We start from the raw sequence: 16311 nt of genomic DNA, 5'->3' as shown, positions 1-16311 counted from the left end.
TCTTGATTTATCAGTGTTGTGCGTTGCCGCACCGTCCTATCGGGTCGTCGTTGTCTCTCAGAAATCCTGGCCGGGCTTTTCGGCAGTCTTGTCATCGTCCGCCAGCCGGTATCGGACCAGCATCTGGCTACGTGACAGGAATGTCTTGCTCGCCGGGCCCGCGAGCAGGGCAGCATGTATCACATTTGACCGGGTGAGTGCCAAATCCAATTCTGCAGATTTCAATGCGGTGACGACGGGAATCGGCGGCCGCAGGCCGCGATTTTCGTCATTTTGCCGCGCCAGCGTGTCCAATTTACGGATTCCGTCCGCGGCCCCGTCGCTGGCATGGATCAGGACCTCGACCGTGCCTTCCCGCAGGGCGCTTTCGACCTTGCCGAAACCGGCAACGATCTGGCCCGCCTTGGCGGCAATTCCAAGGGCCTCGATCACGCTCCGGACCAGGAGCGCCTCGATGTCGGCGGGGAGCGTCTTGGAAATGCGCAGTTCGCGCTTGAAGGCTTTGGTAAAATGGTGACGGCGGACGGATTCCGCAACCACCTGTCGCGACGCCGTGACCCACATGCCGCGTCCAGGCAGCTTGCGCTTGAGGTCGGGAACTATGTCGCCCCCCGGCGACACGACAAAACGGATCAGCTCGTCGATCGGCCGGACCTCGCGGCTGACCGCGCACATACGCATGGTCGCGGACCTTTCGGTTCGCGGTCCATGGTCAAGTTCGCTGTCAGCGCTGGCAAGCATCCGGGCGACATCCTCCGTTACCCTTAAGCCGGCTGATCTTCGGCCGCCTCGGCCTCTTCGGCCGGCTTGGCAAGGTCAGCCTCGGTGATCCAGCCGGCCTTGACGCGGGCCTGCATGATCATGGCTTCCGCATCGTCGCGGGAGATGCCGAGACCATCGAGCGCGCCAGCAAACTTGGTCTGCTCGCCGCCGTCCTTGCGCTCGGTCCAGCCGACCAGATCGTCGGTGGCGCAGCCGGCGAGGTCCTCGACCGTCTTGATGTCGTTCTCGCCGAACTTCACCAGCATCTTCGAGGTCACGCCGGGCACGTCCTTCACGGCGTCCTCGACGCCGAGTTCCTTGCGGCGGGCTTCAATTTCGGCTTCCTGCTGATCGAGATACTCCCGGGCACGGCTCTGCAGCTCCTGCGCAGTCTCCTCGTCGAAACCCTCGATGCTGGCGAGTTCCTTAAGGTCCACCATCGCCAGCTCCTCGACCGAGGTGAAGCCTTCGGAGGCGAGCAACTGGCCGACAACCTCGTCGACATTGAGCGATTCCATGAAGACGCGGGTGGAGTTCTCGAAGTCGGCCTGGCGGCGCTCCGATTCCTCCTGCTCGGTCAGGATGTCGATGTCCCAGCCGGTGAGCTGCGAGGCGAGGCGGACGTTCTGGCCGCGACGGCCGATCGCCAGCGAGAGCTGGTTGTTGGTGTCGGGCACCACGACTTCGATGCGCTCGCGGTCTTCGTCGATGACGACCTTGGAAACTTCCGCGGGCGCCAGCGCATTGACCACGAAGGTCGCGATGTCGGGCGACCAGGGAATGATGTCGATCTTCTCGCCCTGCAATTCGTTCACCACAGCCTGCACGCGCGAGCCGCGCATACCGACGCAGGCGCCGACCGGATCGACCGAGGAATCGCGGGAAATAACACCGATTTTCGCGCGCGAGCCCGGATCGCGGGCGACCGCCTTGATCTCGACGATGCCGTCGTAAATCTCAGGCACTTCCTGCGCGAACAGCTTCGCCATGAATTGCGGATGAGTGCGGGAGAGGAAAATCTGCGGACCGCGGGTCTCGCGGCGGACGTCGAAGATGTAGGCGCGGACGCGGTCGCCGTTGCGGAACACTTCGCGCGGCAGCATCTCGTCGCGGCGGATGATGGCTTCACCACGGCCGAGATCGACGATTACGCTGCCATATTCGACGCGCTTGACGACGCCGTTGACGATGTCGCCGATGCGGTCCTTGAATTCCTGATATTGCCGGTCACGCTCGGCCTCGCGCACCTTCTGCACGATCACCTGCTTGGCTGACTGCGCGGCGATGCGGCCATATTCGAGCGGCGGCAGCGTGTCGGCAATGGTATCGCCGACCTGCGCGCCGGGATTGGCGCGTTGCGCGTCGACCAGCGAGATCTGGTTGGAATGGTTTTCGACCTTGTCGACCACCAGCATGTGGCGCGACAGCCGCAGCTCGCCCTTTTTCGGGTCGATCTCGGCGTGAACGTCAGTCTCGCTGCCATAACGGGCCCGCGCCGCCTTGGCGATGGCATCCTCCATCGCCGCGATGACGATGCCGCGGTCGATCGATTTCTCGCGAGCGACGGCGTCGGCGATCTGGAGCAATTCAAGTCTGTTGGCGCTGACTGCCATGGCTAGTCTCCTTCGTCAGGCTCGATCTCGCCGCGCCGCGCGCGTTCAGCGGCCAGGCGATGTTTCTTCGTGTTGGTCGGTGCCGGCTTCTTTTTCGGCTTGGTGTTCTTGGTGATTCTTGCGCTGATCTCGGCGTGCGGCGCCTGCGGCGGCGCGAGACCGAGATCGCGGCGCATCTGGCGCTCCTCGGCCTTGCCGCGGCGCATGGATTCGGCGATCAGCTCGTCGGTCAGCACCAGCCGGGCTTCGCCGATGTCTTCCATCCTCAGGAGAACGTCGGCATTGTCGGCTGCCTTGGCGTCGTCGCGATGCAGATGCACCCGGTCGCCTTCGACGGCACCGAGCGTGCCACGAAATCGCTTCCGGCCTTCATGGGCGACCGCCATTTCGACCTTCACCAGATGGCCGGAATAGCGCTCGAAATCGGAGCGGCGGACCAGCGGCCGGTCAATCCCCGGCGAGGAGATTTCCAGCCGATAGGCGCGATCGATGGGGTCGGCGACGTCGAGCACGGGCGACAGCGCCCGCGAGATTGCCTCGCAATCCTCGAGCTGCATCGAGCCGTCGGGCCGTTCGGCCATGATCTGCACGGTGCAGCCGGCCTCGCCGGAAATGCGGATCCGCACCAGGCGGTAGCCCATGCCCTCCAGCACCGGCGCCGCGACCGCAGATACCCGTGCCGCGACGCCCGGCTCGACCACGAGCCTCGGCTCGGCCAGCAATTCGGCATCGGTGGAACCCTTGGTCGGTTCGGTCATCTCAGGGATCAAGGCGCTCGATGGTCTCGATGGTTAAGGCTTGGTTAAAACGTCTGGGCCCGCTTCGGAACCGGGCCGCATCTTCCGCCAAAGCCGCGTTCAGGTAATAAAAAAGAGCGGGTCCTTTCGGGCCCACTCTCATTACGCGGATCGTATGAGAAGATGAATTGGCGCTGATATAGCCCTTTCCGGCCGCCCGGACAAGGCCCCTCGCAGGCGGATGCCGCCTTTTTGCGCGCGCGACGACACCCCCCGGGGAGCAACGCTTCCTTCATGAAGCAGGCCTAAATTTCAAGCTTGTGGGGCGGCTTGAGCTATGGCGCGCCCACGGCGTGCCAGATTTCGAGTTGCGTTCATGACCGTTGCCACGTCGCTCATTCCCGGACTGGACGATATCGTCAAACGCGGCGATCCCCGGCGTCGTGGCGAGATCGCGAGCGCCATTGCCGCGCTGTTTTTCCAGGATCCCTCAAAACTCCGTCCCGAGCTCGTCGATCTCTTCGACGATCTCCTGATCGATCTCGTCCCGCATGCGGAGCTTGCCGCGCGCGTCGATCTCGCCGAGCGCTTCTCGCGGGTGGACAATGCGCCGCGTCATCTGGTCGGCCAGCTCGCTCGTGAGAACGAGATCATGGTGGCAGGTCCGGTGCTGCGCCGCTCGCCCGTGCTCGATGAGGCCGCACTCATCGAGATTGCTCGGCTGAAGGGTCAGGGTCATCTGCTGGCAATGACGGAGCGGCCGACCCTGTCGACGCAAATTACCGACGTGCTGGTCGAGCGCGGCGATCGCGACGTGGTGCGCCGCGCCGCCGGCAATGCCGGCGCGCATTTCTCGCCCGGCGGCTATTCCGAGCTGATCAAGCGCGCGAGCCAGGATGGCGTGCTGACGCTCAAGATCGGCCAGCGCGCGGATCTCTCGGGCGAAAACCTCAAGGAGCTTCTGAACGGCACCCTCGACGTCATCAGGCGTCGTCTCTCCAGCGTGGTCAATCCGACCCGTCAAGCCGAGATCAAGCGCGCCATGGCCGCGATCGAGGAGGCCGCGCTGCCGCCCGGGCCGCGGCGCGATTTCTCGGCCGCGCAGCGCACGGTGCTCGGCCTGCATCGCGACGGCCATCTCGGCGAGAGTGCGCTGCTCGGCTTCGCCAAGGCGCACAAATACGAGGAATCAGTCGCCTCGCTCTCGGCGATGTCCGGCGTCAGGCTCGCGATCCTCGACCGCTTGGTCGCGGGCGATCGCTACGACCCGATCCTGGTCCTCGGCCGGGTCCTGAATCTCGGCTGGCCCACGGTGCGCGCGTTGATCCTGATGTGGTACGGGCCGCATCGTATGCCTGCCGAGGCCGATCTCGAAACGGCGCGAATGAACTTCACCCGCCTGATGCCGACGACCGCCGAGCGCGTCGTGAATTTCTGGCGCAACCGGCGCACGATCTGAGATTTTCTTGCTGGTCATTCCGGGGCGGTGCGAAGCATCGAACCCGGAATCTCGAGGTTCTCAGGTGCGCAATTGCGCACCATAGTTCGCGCTTTGCGCGCGCCCCGGAACGACAGTCAAATCCGCCTGAAGCGTAGATAGGCCGCTTTGCGGCCCTCGCGTGCGGCTTTTCGTCCATAGCGCGTCATGGTGTAGCCGGCCCAGGGCTTTCGGAAATCATCGGCGCGTTCCGCGAGCCACTGGAAATCCGGTGCGCGCGCGAGATGCGACAACGTCCAGGCGCAGTAATCGTCGATATCGCAGACGAAGCGGAATTCACCGCCCGCCTTCAGCACGCGCGCCATCGCGGCGATCGTGCGGTCCTGAACAAAGCGCCGCTTCCAGTGCCGCCGTTTCGGCCATGGATCGGGATGGATCAGATCGATCCGCGATAGCGAGGTGTCAGGCAGCCAGGCGAGCAGCTCTGCGGCATCGCCGGCGAACAGACGGATGTTGCCGATGTTGGCGACCTCGATCTGCGCCAGGATCTTGGCCATGCCGTTGACGTAGGGCTCGCAGCCGATGAAGCCGGTCGTCGGAAAGTTCTGGGCTTCCGCCGCAAGATGCTCGCCGCCGCCGAAACCGATCTCGAGCCGCAGATCTTCCGCGGCGGGACTGAAGATCTCAGCGGCGTTCGCCGGCCGCTCCGTCGTGATGTCGAGCGCCAGATGCGGCAGCAGATGATTGACCAGTTCGGCCTGATGCTGCCTGAGCCTGTGGCCCTTGCGCCGTCCAAAGAAGGCGCGCTCGCTCTCGCTGCGATCAGGGTCTGATTTGCGTTCGCTCATCGCAGCGTCTGGTACAGCCGATAGAGCAGCCGCGCGCGGGGCTCGAGCGAGGAGACGTAGAGCTGCTCATAATGCGTGTGTGCGCCCTTGCCGTCGACGCCGAGCCCGTCGAGCGTGCCGGTGTGCGGCGCCGTGAAATTGCCGTCCGAGCCGCCGCCGGTGTGGGTGTCGATCAGCTCGAAGCCGATTTCCGCGGCGAGCGTCTTCGCATGCTCGAACAGCGATGCGCCTGCATTGCCCTTTTCATAGGGCGGACGATTGAGCTCGCCGGTGACGGTCACGGTCACACCGTCCGTCTTCGATGTCAGCCCGAGGATCTTGCCGACGAACTCTTCCGCATCGTCGAAACCAGGCACGCGCAGATCGACTTCGGCATAGGCCTCTTCCGGCGTGACGTTGGGGCGCGTGCCGCCGCGCACCACGCCGACATTGACGGTGACGCCGCGCTTCAGGTCGTTCATCGCCTCCAGCGTCTGGATGACATTGGCGAGCTCGCGGATGGCGCTGCGGCCGTCTTCGGGCCGCGAGCCGGCATGCGCGGGCACGCCTTTGATGAAGACCTCGAACCGTCCGACGCCCTTGCGCCCGGTGACGATCTTGCCGCCGTCGCGCGCCGGTTCCGTCACCAGCACGTATTTGGCCTTGCGACCCTCGTTCTCAATCAGCGCACGCGAAGTCGGGCTGCCGATCTCCTCGTCGGAGGTGAACAGGTGGGTGATGCCGAGCGGCGGGCGATCGGAGGCGGCGCAGAGTTCGCGAAAGGCGTGATAGGCGATGTAGGCACCGCCTTTCATGTCGTAGATGCCGGGACCGAATGCGCTATCGCCCTCGACCTTGAACGGCAGGCGCGCGATGAAGCCCAGGGGGTGAACGGTATCGAGATGACTGAGCACCAAGATACCGGGCCGGTCCTGGCCCCAGGTCGAACGCACCACGAGATGATCGCCACAGCCATCGACGCCGGCGACACGTTCGAGCGTGACGGGCAGATCACGATAATGATCGGCAACCATCGAGGTCAGCTTGTTGACCTGCTCGGGCATTTCCGTCGGCGTCTCGACCTCCACCCAGCGGCGGATACCAGCGAGGATAGTTTGGGAATCGAACGAATTGGAGCTCGCCATGAACGTATCTGTGCCTTCGAATCGCATCACTTAAGCGGAGGCAGCATAAGGCGCGGTCCGCAAATGACGACATAAGCCAGATTTGGCGCAGTCTCAAATCGGAATGAAGCGTCGCGTCAGCGCTTGTCCGGGCCTTCGCGGGCGGCGATCTGCTCGACGAGATCGACGATCGAACGACGCAGCTTCGAATCAGTGATTCTCGTGAACGCCCTGGTCAGCGCCAGTCCTTCGGAGGTCGCGAGAAAATCGGAGACATAGGAGGGCGAAGCACCTTCAGCGAAGCCTTCGGGGCCGGGCACGCCACTCGGTCCGCCTTCGAACAGGAACGATACCGGCACCTGGAGAATCTCGGCAATTTGCTGGATTCGGCTCGCGCCGACCCGGTTCGTGCCTTTCTCGTACTTCTGAATCTGCTGGAATGTCAGGCCCAAAGCTTCGCCGAGCTTTTCCTGACTCATGCCCAACATGATGCGGCGCATGCGCACGCGACTGCCGACATATTTGTCAACAGGGTTGGGCGCTTTCGACATTTCCTCAGCCCTCCAAACATCACCCTCGGCGCAATCGAAAACATTGCCTCAGGTGCCAGCGACGCCAAACTTCACTCTGATTGGGGAAACATTGCGGAGAAATTTAGCAATGCACCGCTGTCTTGCGCAGCCCGTGCAGAATGGGGAGGCCACATGCAGTCTGTCAACCGTGGGACTGCGGTTGTCAAAGGTTTCCGGCCGCCTTGCCTGAAATCGCTAGCGCGATCAGGGGTGCCGTTTGGCAACACGGCGGCGCATCGCCAAAATCACGGCCAACGCAACGAGCATGGCCGCGGGGATGTCGCCGACCTTTGCATAGATCGTGGGCGGAATTGCGGTGGGCAGGCCCGCGTCCAAGATGCCTTCGATTCCGAGACCGAGGCTGGCCACCGTGCGTCCCATGGGATCAATCACCGCCGAGATGCCGGTATTGGCAGAGCGGACCAGCGGCAATCCGAGCTCGACGGCGCGCATCCGCGCTTGCTCTAGATGCTGATAGGGGCCAGTCGAGATGCCGAACCAGCCGTCATTGGTGAGGTTCACCATCCAACCCGGGCGCTCGTCGCGCGTCCCAACCTCGCCGGGAAAGATCGCCTCGTAGCAGATCAGCGGCAGCGCGGATGGCGCACCCGGCACCGGCAGCACGTGTCGCACCGTGCCGGGAATGAAGCCGCCGCGGACTCGCGTCAGCTGCTCGAAGCCGAGCTTCTCCATTATCTCCTGGAACGGGAGATATTCTCCGAACGGAACCAGGTGCAGCTTGTCGTAGACCGCGAGTACGCTGCCGTCGTGGTCGATCACGTAGATCGAATTGTAGGCGCGCGTGATCGGCCTGCCGGGCGGTAAATCGGGGGCGCGGACCGATCCGGTGATCAGCACCGTGCCCTTGGGCAGCAGCTCGGCGATCGCGGCCATCGCATCGGCTTCGCGGGTCAGGAAAAATGGAAAGGCGGATTCCGGCCAGATCAGGATGGTGGCATCGCGCACGCCGGTCGATTGCGGTCCGGAGGCGCGGTCCGACAGCGCCAGATATTTCTTCATCACCTCCGCCTTGGCGGAGTAGTTGAACTTGGCATCCTGCTGCAGATCCGGCTGCATCAGGCGCAGCTTGGTGCCCGCGACCATCGAGGTCGGATGCAGCGACATCCGGATGGCACCGAAGATTCCCATGACGACCAACAGCGCAATCGCCGCAGCCGGCACACGCCACGCCAGGTTGCGATCGCGCGTGCGGTCGATCAGCACCGCCGGGCTCGCGAAGATCGCAACGGTGAGGAAGGTCATGCCCCATTGGCCGATCAGCGAGGCCGTCTGCGCCAGCGCCAGCGGTTCCGACAGTGCATAGCCGAACGCATTCCAGGGAAAGCCGGTGAGCACGTGCCCGCGCAACCATTCACCGATCGTGAGGCTCGCGGCGAGCGCGAGAACGCGGGCGGCATCCTTGGTCCAGAGCAAACGGGCCAGCGCGAAACCGATCGCCGTGAAAATCGAGAGATAGGCTGGCAGCCCCAGCACGGCGAAGGGTGTCAGCCAGGCGAACACATCGGCGTCGACGAAGAAGGCGTAGCCGATCCAGTAGAGGCCGGGGACGAAATAGCCGAGCCCGAACCAGTAGCCCGTCAGCGCTGCGGCGGGGACACCGCCATACCGTCCGGCACCGGCGCCGTCGATCAGCCAGACCATCATGGGAAAGGTGATGAACAGCACGGGAAAGATGTTGAACGGTGCCAGTGCCAGCACCGACAGGGCGCCGCATGCCATCGCCAGCAGCGCGCGCTTCCATCCCCAGGTCAGGATGACGGCAAGCGCAATCTGTCGAAATCGCTGGACGACGCTCACTGCGGGCCAGTCCCGTCGGCCGGCGGCGGGGTCGGCGTGTCGCCGGTCGGCGGCTGACCGCTCTCGGACGCGGCCTCGCGGCGGCTTCTCTCGCGTTGGGTGCGCGGCGTGGGCCGTTCCTTCCGGGTCGAGATGCGCAGCCGTTTGACGCGGCGCGGATCGGCGTCGAGCACTTCAACCTCGTAAGTGCCGGGGCCCGAGATCACCTCGCCGCGCACCGGCAGACGGCCGACGAAGCTGACGAGATAACCGCCCAGCGTCTCCACCTCCTCGCCGGCCTCGCCGGTGACGAAGTCTTCGCCGATCACAGTGCGGACGTCGTCGAGACTGGCGCGGGCGTCCGCAATGAAGGCGTTGTCGGGCAGCCGCACGATCGAGGGTGGCTCGTCGCTGTCATGCTCGTCGTCGATCTCGCCGACGATCTGCTCGACGATATCCTCGAGCGAAACCAGCCCGTCGCTGCCGCCATATTCGTCGACGACCAGCGCCAGGTGGATGCGGGTGGCCTGCATCTGCGCCAACAGGTCGATCGCGCGCATCGACGGCGGCACGTAGAGCAGCTTGCGGATGATGCGCGCGTCCTGCAGCGGCAGCGCAAGGTCCACCGCCTTCAAATCGAGCCCGGCCGGCAGCGGCTTCTTGCGCTTGGTCTTGGTGGCCTCCGAGACGCGCGCGCGCACGGTCATGAAGGCGAGCAGGTCGCGGATGTGGACGATGCCGACGGGATCGTCGAGCGTCTCGTTGTAGACGACGAGGCGCGAATGGCCGGCGCTCTCGAAACGGTCCATCAATTCGCCGAGCGGGATGTCGCGCTTCACCGCGATGATATCGGCGCGATGCACCATGACGTCGGCGATGCGACGCTCGTGCAGGCCGAGAATGTTGCGCAGCATGGTGCGCTCGACCGCGGAGAAGCCGGTGTCGTCGGGCGTCGTCGCATTGAGCACGACCTGGAGATCGTCGCGCACCGATCCCGCCTTCCAGCCGAATAGCGTGCGGATCGCGCGCAGCAGCCAGCCCTCCGCCGTCGGGCGCAGGGCTTCGCCCGGCGTCACAACGGCTGGCAGATTGGCCGTGTTGCGCGGATTGTCGTGAATAGGGTCTGAATCCGGCATCTCAGTGCGTCCCCGCGCGGTCTGCATAGGGATCGGGGATGCCGAGGTGAGCCAGGATCTCGGTTTCGAGTGCTTCCATCTCTTCCGCGTCGTCGTCGTTCTCGTGATCGTAGCCGATCAGGTGCAGGAAACCATGCACGGCGAGATGACTCAAATGATGATCGAACGGCTTGTGTTCCTCGTCCGCCTCGCGCCGCATGGTCTCAAAGGCGATCGCGATGTCGCCGAGCATGCGTGGCGCATCCCCCGGCTTCCACGCGCCCTCCGGCTGGAGCGCGGGAAACGACAGCACGTTGGTCGGCTTGTCCATGCCGCGCCAGTTGCTGTTGAGCGTGCGGATGCCGGCGTCATCGGTCAGCATCACGGCCACTTCTGCGTCCGCAACGTCTTCCTCGACGGATTCGGCGGCTGCGGCGACGGCGCGCTGGATGACGGTTTCGGCGTCAGGCTCGCTCTGCCAGCAATCGGCGACGACGAGGACCTCGGTGATGGGAAGGTTGGGATGCGACATGGCTTTGTTCGGAACGATAAGGCGCCGTGCTTGCGCCCGGATGGTCCCGCTGTATCTCGTCAGGATTTGTTGCCGGCGGGTGGCCGCTGCGGCGACCCTTCATAGGCGGCGACGATTCGTGCCACGAGCTCGTGGCGGATCACGTCCTCGGCCTTGAAATGAACTTGCGCAATGCCTTCGACGCCATCGAGCAGACGCGTCGCCTCGGCCAGACCCGAAGTCTGGCCGTTCGGCAAATCGATCTGCGAGGGGTCGCCGGTGACGATCATGCGGCTGTTCTCGCCGAGGCGGGTCAGGAACATTTTCATCTGCATCGATGTCGTGTTCTGCGCTTCGTCGAGGATGATCGCGGCGTTGGTCAGCGTGCGGCCGCGCATGAAGGCGAGCGGCGCGATCTCGATCTCGCCGGTCTGCAGCGCGCGCTCGACGATGCGCGCATCCATGAGATCGTACAGCGCGTCGTAGATCGGGCGCAGATAAGGATCGACCTTCTCGCGGAGGTCGCCGGGCAAAAAGCCCAGCCGCTCGCCGGCTTCCACCGCCGGACGCGACAGGATGATCTTGTCGACCTCCTTGCGCTCGAACAATTGCGCGGCATGCGCAACCGCGAGCCAGGTCTTGCCGGTGCCGGCCGGACCAATGCCGAACACCAGCTCGTGGCGCTTCAGCGCGCGGATGTAGGAGTCTTGCGCCGCCGTGCGCGCGCGCACCGGGCGCTTGCGCAAGTTGATGCTGTCGAAGGTGGACTTCGCCGACTTGGCGTCGAACTCGAACAGCGAGCCTTGCGCGATCACGGCGCGGATCGCGCCTTCGACCTCGCCCTGGTCGACATCCTGCCCCTTCACCGCGTGCGCATAGAGGGTTTCCAATACGCGCCGCGCCGCGTCGCAGCCGTCGCGCGTGCCGCCGATGGTGATGTGGTTGCCCTTGGAGTCGACGACGACGCCAAGCCTGCGCTCGATCTGCGCCAGGTTCTGGCCATAGGGGCCGACCAGCGCGGATGCGGCGCGATTGTCATCGAAATCGATGACGACCTGGGTCTCGGGCGGAACTTGCATGTCGCGGTCAAATTTGCGGCTGGGAGCGATAGATGACGAATCCGATGCGCTTTTTGGCAAGGGTTCAGGCTCCAGTGGCTGGCGATAAAGCGGGCTCGCGCACATTGCGTCGCGCGGCGAGCTCGCCGAGGAAACTGTAGCGCTCGAGGCTGTCGATCCGCACAGGCAGGATCTGTCCGATGATGTCGGGCGAGGCCATGACATGCGCGGGCTGGAGAAAGGCGGTGCGGCCGACGATCTGGCCGTCCTTGCGCGCCGGACGCTCGAACAGCACGTCGACCGTTGTGCCAATCGCAGCCCTGTTGAAGGCCGATTGCTGGCTGTCGATCAAGTCCTGGAGCCGCTCCAATCGCTGGTCCATCTCGGCGGGGGACACCGTCTCCTGCATGTCCGCGGCCGGCGTTCCCGGCCGGGCGGAGTATTTGAACGAATAGGCCGCAGCGTAGCCGATTTGTGCGACAAGCGCGAGGGTGGCGAGAAAATCTTGCTCGCTCTCGCCGGGGAAGCCCACGATAAAATCTGATGAAAAAGCAATGTCTTGGCGCGCCGTGCGGAAACGATCGATGACACGCCGATAATCATCGGCGGTATGTTTCCGGTTCATGGCGGCCAGAATCCGGTCCGAGCCGGACTGTACCGGCAGGTGCACGAACGGCATCAGGGCGTCGAGATCGCGATGGGCTGCAATCAAGCTGTCATCGACGTCGCGGGGGTGGCTGGTCGAGTAGCGCAGCCGCGCGATGCCGGGAAGTTTGGCCAGATGCTCCAGCAATTGGCCGAGCCCCCAGCTTTTTCCGTCGGGTCCCTCGCCGTGATAGGCGTTGACGTTCTGCCCGATCAGCGTGAGTTCGCGCACCCCGTTGTCGGCAAGGCGCTTCACGTCCTCGACGATCTTCGCGACGGGGCGGGAGACTTCGGAGCCTCGCGTGTAGGGCACGACGCAGAAGGTGCAGAACTTGTCGCAGCCTTCCTGCACCGTGACGAAAGCGGAAATGCCGCGGGCGCGGATCGCGTTGGGCTTGGGCTGGGCGAGGAAACCGAACTTGTCCGCGGCGGGAAATTCGGTTTCGATCGCGCGGCCTTCGCTGCCGGCGCGCTTCAACAGCGCGGGCAGGTGATGATAGCTCTGCGGGCCGACCACGACGTCGACCGTGGGCGCGCGGCGCACGATCTCCTCGCCTTCGGCCTGCGCCACGCAGCCGGCGACGGCGATCTGCATGGCGCGGCCCTCGCGTGCAGCCCCGTCCTTGGCCACGCGCAGGCGGCCGAGTTCGGAATAGACCTTTTCAGAGGCCTTCTCGCGGATGTGGCAGGTGTTGAGGATGACGAGGTCAGCGTCCTCGGCGCTATCAGTCTCCACAAATCCTTCAGGAGCCAGCGTGTCCACCATGCGCTGGGCATCGTAGACGTTCATCTGGCAGCCATATGATTTGATGTGCAGCTTGCGCGGCGTCGTCATGGAACCCGAAAATTGCGGTGGAGGAAGGCCTTCAAATAGAGGTTGGAGAGCCGAAAATCCAGCGATTGGGGGCCAATTGCGAGCGCTGTGGGGCGTTCGCGGCGCCAGTGAGCCCGGAATCCGGACATTTTGGAAGGGATTCAGCCTGCCAGAGCGTCCGCCGCGACCCGCCGGATCAGCTCTGGCAATTGATGCATGTCGGCGAAGACCAGATCGGCGCCGGCGCGGCGCAGGGTCTCAGCATGGCCGGCTCCGCAATGGCTGCCGCCGTAAAAGCCGAATACCTTCATCCCGGCTGCTCGCGCCCCAGCAATTCCTGCCAGACTGTCTTCGATCACGACACAGCGCTCGGGCGGCACGCCCATTTCCTTGGCCGCGAACAGGAACAAGTCCGGTGCCGGCTTGCCGTTGGTCACCTGCGAGGACGAGAAGATGTTGGGCGCGAGGCGCTCATAGAGCCCCGTGCTGCCGAGACTCACTTGCATGCGCGGATGCGAGCCGCTCGAGGCAACGCAAACGCGCTGCGTTACGACATCAAGTACATCGTGGATGCCGCGGATCGCCTCGAGGTCGGCTTCGAACGCGCGAAACAGCTCGTCTTGGAGATCGCCATGATACGCCTCGGGCAGCTTGCGGCCGAGCTCGGTCTCGATCTCGAGATTGGCCTGTTTTGTCGCGCGGCCGAGGAAGCGCGCGGATACCTGCTCCGCGGTGATCGGATAGCCGTGCCGGGTCAGCGCATTCGCATGCGCGCGACAGGAGATCACCTCGCTGTCCACGAGCACGCCGTCGCAGTCGAAGATGATGAGATCAATGGGCACGAGGTTTAAGACGCCGGCTTGTCGTCGTCGAGCGGGACGCAATAGAGCTCGAGCCGATGATCGACCAGCTTGTAGCCGAGCTTGCGGGCGATCTCAGCCTGGAGCTTTTCGATCTCTTCCGAGGTGAACTCGATCACCTTGCCGTCGCGCAGATTGATGAGGTGATCGTGATGGCTGTCGCGCATCTGCTCGTAGCGCGCGCGGCCTTCGCGGAAATCGTGGCGTTCGATGATACCGGCGTCCTCGAACAGCTTGACGGTGCGATAGACGGTCGAAATCGAGATCTTGTCGTCGACCGCGACGCAGCGCCGGTACAATTCCTCGACGTCGGGGTGATCGACCGCTTCCGCCAGCACGCGGGCGATGACGCGGCGCTGCTCGGTCATGCGCATGCCGGTGGCGGCGCAGCGCGCCTCGATGCCGGTCGCCTTGGATGCGGAAGAAGGTTTAAGTCCAGTCATATTGTATCTGCCTGACGGATCGCTTTCTGCCATCAATGTTACGACAAGTCACGCCGCATCAGTAGTGCATTCGATTGTTCCCCGCTGGCCTGCTTATAGTAGCGTTCGCGGCGCCCGACCACCACGAATCCGCATCCCGCATAGAGTCGTCGTGCCGGCTGGTTGTTCTCCTCGACCTCCAGAAATATCGTGCGCACGCCGCGCCCCGCGAGATGGCCGAGATGGGTCATCAGCAGCGTGCGGGAAAAACCGCGGCCGCGATGGGCCGGATCAACCGCAACCGAGAGGATTTCCGCTTCGTCCGCGCCGATCCGCGACACCGCAAAGCCGATGATCTTGCGCCCCAGGCGCAAGCGGTGGACGAGGGTGTTGCTCTCGATGAGCATGCTCTCGAATTCGCCTTCGCCCCAGCCGTGCGCGAAGGATTGGCCGTGAAGCTGCGCCAGCCGCGCCGCATCGCGCGCGGATGCCGGCTCGACGGCCGCAGTGTCGCCGCGCCACCAATCCGAAAGCCATCTCATCATGAGCTTGCGGCTTGTGCGAGCGGCGGCTGCGCGGCCGGCTTTGCATCGGGCGCCTTCAGGTAGAACGGCCGGGCCGGATTGGTATCGGGATTGGCCGCGGCGCCGAGCCAGGCGACCCAACTGATGTCCGGCGCGGGCTGCGCATCAACCGCAACGGGTTGCGGCCCATCCTTCGGCCAGCGGTCGGCGAGGATCTTTGCGGCATTGCCGACCAGATGCGGCGCGCCGAACTGCGAGGCCGCGATGGCTTCGCCGATCGGAGCGATGGCCGGCTGCACCAGCTGGCTGCCGTCTCCGGCGACAATCTGGAAATAGACATGATCGTGCCGGGCATCGATTGCCGAGATCACCGGCGCTGTTCCGCTCTGGCCGACGATGGCCGCCGCATACGCCGACAAGGTGGTCACGCCGACGGCGGGCCGCTTCGCCGCGAGCGCGAGGCCGCGGGCGGCCGATATGCCGACACGCAGGCCGGTGAAGCTTCCTGGACCCAGTGTGACCGCGATGCGATCGAGCGAGGTGAAGGCAAGATCGGCCGACCGCATCACGCGCGCGATCATCGGCATCAGCGCCTCGGCGTGACCGCGCTTCATGAGCAGCTGCTCCCGCGCAAGGAGTTCGCCGGCGTCGGTGTCCAGCACGGCGGCCGCGCACGCCTCGAGCGCGGTATCGATGGCAAGGATCAGCATGGAAAAGCGAATGACTGATGGCGAATAGCGAACAGCCTAGCCGATCGGAGTGCCATTCGCCATTCGCTACTCACTATTCGCCCACCGATTACATCGGCCGGACTTCGACCACGTCGGGCACGAAGTGCTTCAGCAGGTTCTGGATACCGTGCTGGAGCGTTGCGGTCGAGGACGGGCAGCCCGAGCAGGCGCCCTTCATGTTGAGATAGACGATGCCGTCCTTGAAGCCGCGGAAGGTGATGTCGCCGCCGTCATTGGCGACCGCCGGTCGCACGCGGGTCTCGATCAGATCCTTGATCATGTCGACCGTCTCGGCATCGGCCTCGTCGAAGAACTCGTCCTCGTCGTCGAGATCGACATCGGCTTGCGCTGTGCCGTCGGCGAGCAGCGGCGCGCCGGACATGTAGTGCTCCATGATCGCGCCGAGAATCGCGGGCTTGAGCTGCTGCCATTCACCGCTCGCTTTGGTCACGGTGATGAAATCCGATCCGTAGAACACGCCGACGACGCCGGGCACCTCGAACAGCTTTTCCGCGAGCGGCGAACGGCCAGCAGCTTCGCGGCTCGAAAATTCCATCGGGCTGCCATCGGAAACGACGCGGCCGGGAATGAATTTCAGCGTGGCAGGATTGGGGGTGGCTTCGGTTTGAATGAACATGGCTTTCTCCAGACGTCGCCGGTTCAAGGCCGGCGCGTGCGCTATTCCCTAGCAGATGGCGACGGGGAACGCACGGTCAAGGCCGTTTTGCAGATAAATCAGCAAGTTAGAGGCCTATTGCCGT

Annotated in this window: 17 protein-coding genes; 1 reads left to right on the top strand and 16 read right to left on the bottom strand. The window is 64.3% G+C overall.

Features of this window, described 5'->3' with window-relative positions:
* Positions 1-57: 57 nt before the first annotated feature.
* From BM374_RS04555 to rimP, 3 genes are read right to left on the bottom strand one after another with little or no spacing between them, the layout of a single operon-like run.
* Positions 58-741: an RNA-binding protein gene (locus BM374_RS04555; protein ID WP_092289342.1), complete on the bottom strand. Its 684-nt coding sequence runs from the start codon at positions 739-741 to the stop codon at positions 58-60.
* A 23-nt stretch (positions 742-764) separates the two neighbouring features.
* A complete protein-coding gene (gene nusA, locus BM374_RS04550; protein ID WP_092289340.1) occupies positions 765-2375 on the bottom strand; it encodes a transcription termination factor NusA in 1611 nt (536 codons plus the stop codon).
* Positions 2376-2377: 2 nt separating this feature from the next.
* Positions 2378-3133 (bottom strand): ribosome maturation factor RimP, encoded by a 756-nt coding sequence (rimP, locus tag BM374_RS04545; protein ID WP_092289337.1) that lies wholly within the window; start codon positions 3131-3133, stop codon positions 2378-2380.
* Between the two features lie 355 nt (positions 3134-3488).
* Here rimP and BM374_RS04540 point away from each other — a divergent pair, with 355 nt between their 5' ends.
* Positions 3489-4571, top strand: a complete 1083-nt coding sequence (locus tag BM374_RS04540; RefSeq protein WP_092289335.1) for a DUF2336 domain-containing protein — start codon at positions 3489-3491, stop codon at positions 4569-4571.
* 116 nt (positions 4572-4687) lie between these two features.
* Here the strand turns inward: BM374_RS04540 and trmB are convergent, their stop codons facing one another.
* The 13 genes from trmB to BM374_RS04475 form a co-directional block, all read right to left on the bottom strand.
* Positions 4688-5398, bottom strand: a complete 711-nt coding sequence (gene trmB, locus BM374_RS04535) for a tRNA (guanosine(46)-N7)-methyltransferase TrmB (protein WP_092289333.1) — start codon at positions 5396-5398, stop codon at positions 4688-4690.
* On the bottom strand, positions 5395-6522 hold the full coding sequence (locus BM374_RS04530) for a M20 family metallopeptidase (protein WP_177248084.1): 1128 nt from the start codon (positions 6520-6522) through the stop codon (positions 5395-5397). Before BM374_RS04530 ends, trmB begins: the two co-directional genes overlap by 4 nt.
* A gap of 116 nt (positions 6523-6638) precedes the next feature.
* On the bottom strand, positions 6639-7052 hold the full coding sequence (locus BM374_RS04525; RefSeq protein WP_092289328.1) for a helix-turn-helix domain-containing protein: 414 nt from the start codon (positions 7050-7052) through the stop codon (positions 6639-6641).
* 225 nt (positions 7053-7277) lie between these two features.
* Positions 7278-8891: an apolipoprotein N-acyltransferase gene (gene lnt, locus BM374_RS04520; protein WP_092289326.1), complete on the bottom strand. Its 1614-nt coding sequence runs from the start codon at positions 8889-8891 to the stop codon at positions 7278-7280.
* Positions 8888-10006 (bottom strand): hemolysin family protein, encoded by a 1119-nt coding sequence (locus tag BM374_RS04515; RefSeq protein WP_244552525.1) that lies wholly within the window; start codon positions 10004-10006, stop codon positions 8888-8890. The genes lnt and BM374_RS04515 overlap by 4 nt, the downstream gene beginning before the upstream one ends.
* 1 nt (position 10007) lies before the next feature.
* The gene (gene ybeY / locus BM374_RS04510) at positions 10008-10517 is read right to left on the bottom strand and encodes an rRNA maturation RNase YbeY (RefSeq protein WP_092289322.1); all 510 of its coding nucleotides are present in this window, start codon (positions 10515-10517) and stop codon (positions 10008-10010) included.
* 59 nt (positions 10518-10576) lie between these two features.
* Entirely contained in the window at positions 10577-11575 is a 999-nt protein-coding gene (locus tag BM374_RS04505) for a PhoH family protein (protein ID WP_092289320.1), read from the bottom strand.
* A 64-nt stretch (positions 11576-11639) separates the two neighbouring features.
* Positions 11640-13034: a tRNA (N6-isopentenyl adenosine(37)-C2)-methylthiotransferase MiaB gene (gene miaB / locus BM374_RS04500; protein WP_092289318.1), complete on the bottom strand. Its 1395-nt coding sequence runs from the start codon at positions 13032-13034 to the stop codon at positions 11640-11642.
* Between the two features lie 140 nt (positions 13035-13174).
* Positions 13175-13855 (bottom strand): HAD family hydrolase, encoded by a 681-nt coding sequence (locus BM374_RS04495; protein WP_092289317.1) that lies wholly within the window; start codon positions 13853-13855, stop codon positions 13175-13177.
* Between the two features lie 5 nt (positions 13856-13860).
* On the bottom strand, positions 13861-14316 hold the full coding sequence (locus BM374_RS04490) for a Fur family transcriptional regulator (RefSeq protein ID WP_092289316.1): 456 nt from the start codon (positions 14314-14316) through the stop codon (positions 13861-13863).
* Positions 14317-14354: 38 nt separating this feature from the next.
* A complete protein-coding gene (gene rimI / locus BM374_RS04485) occupies positions 14355-14840 on the bottom strand; it encodes a ribosomal protein S18-alanine N-acetyltransferase (protein WP_092289315.1) in 486 nt (161 codons plus the stop codon).
* Complete coding sequence (gene tsaB, locus BM374_RS04480; protein WP_092289314.1) at positions 14837-15529, bottom strand: tRNA (adenosine(37)-N6)-threonylcarbamoyltransferase complex dimerization subunit type 1 TsaB; 693 nt, start codon at positions 15527-15529, stop codon at positions 14837-14839. The genes rimI and tsaB overlap by 4 nt, the downstream gene beginning before the upstream one ends.
* A gap of 88 nt (positions 15530-15617) precedes the next feature.
* Entirely contained in the window at positions 15618-16187 is a 570-nt protein-coding gene (locus BM374_RS04475) for a NifU family protein (protein WP_092289313.1), read from the bottom strand.
* Positions 16188-16311: the final 124 nt, after the last annotated feature.

Source organism: Bradyrhizobium sp. Ghvi (genome assembly GCF_900115265.1).
GTDB lineage: Bacteria > Pseudomonadota > Alphaproteobacteria > Rhizobiales > Xanthobacteraceae > Bradyrhizobium.
Note: the sequence above shows the minus strand (reverse complement) of the source record. Positions and strands in the feature narration are given on the sequence as shown.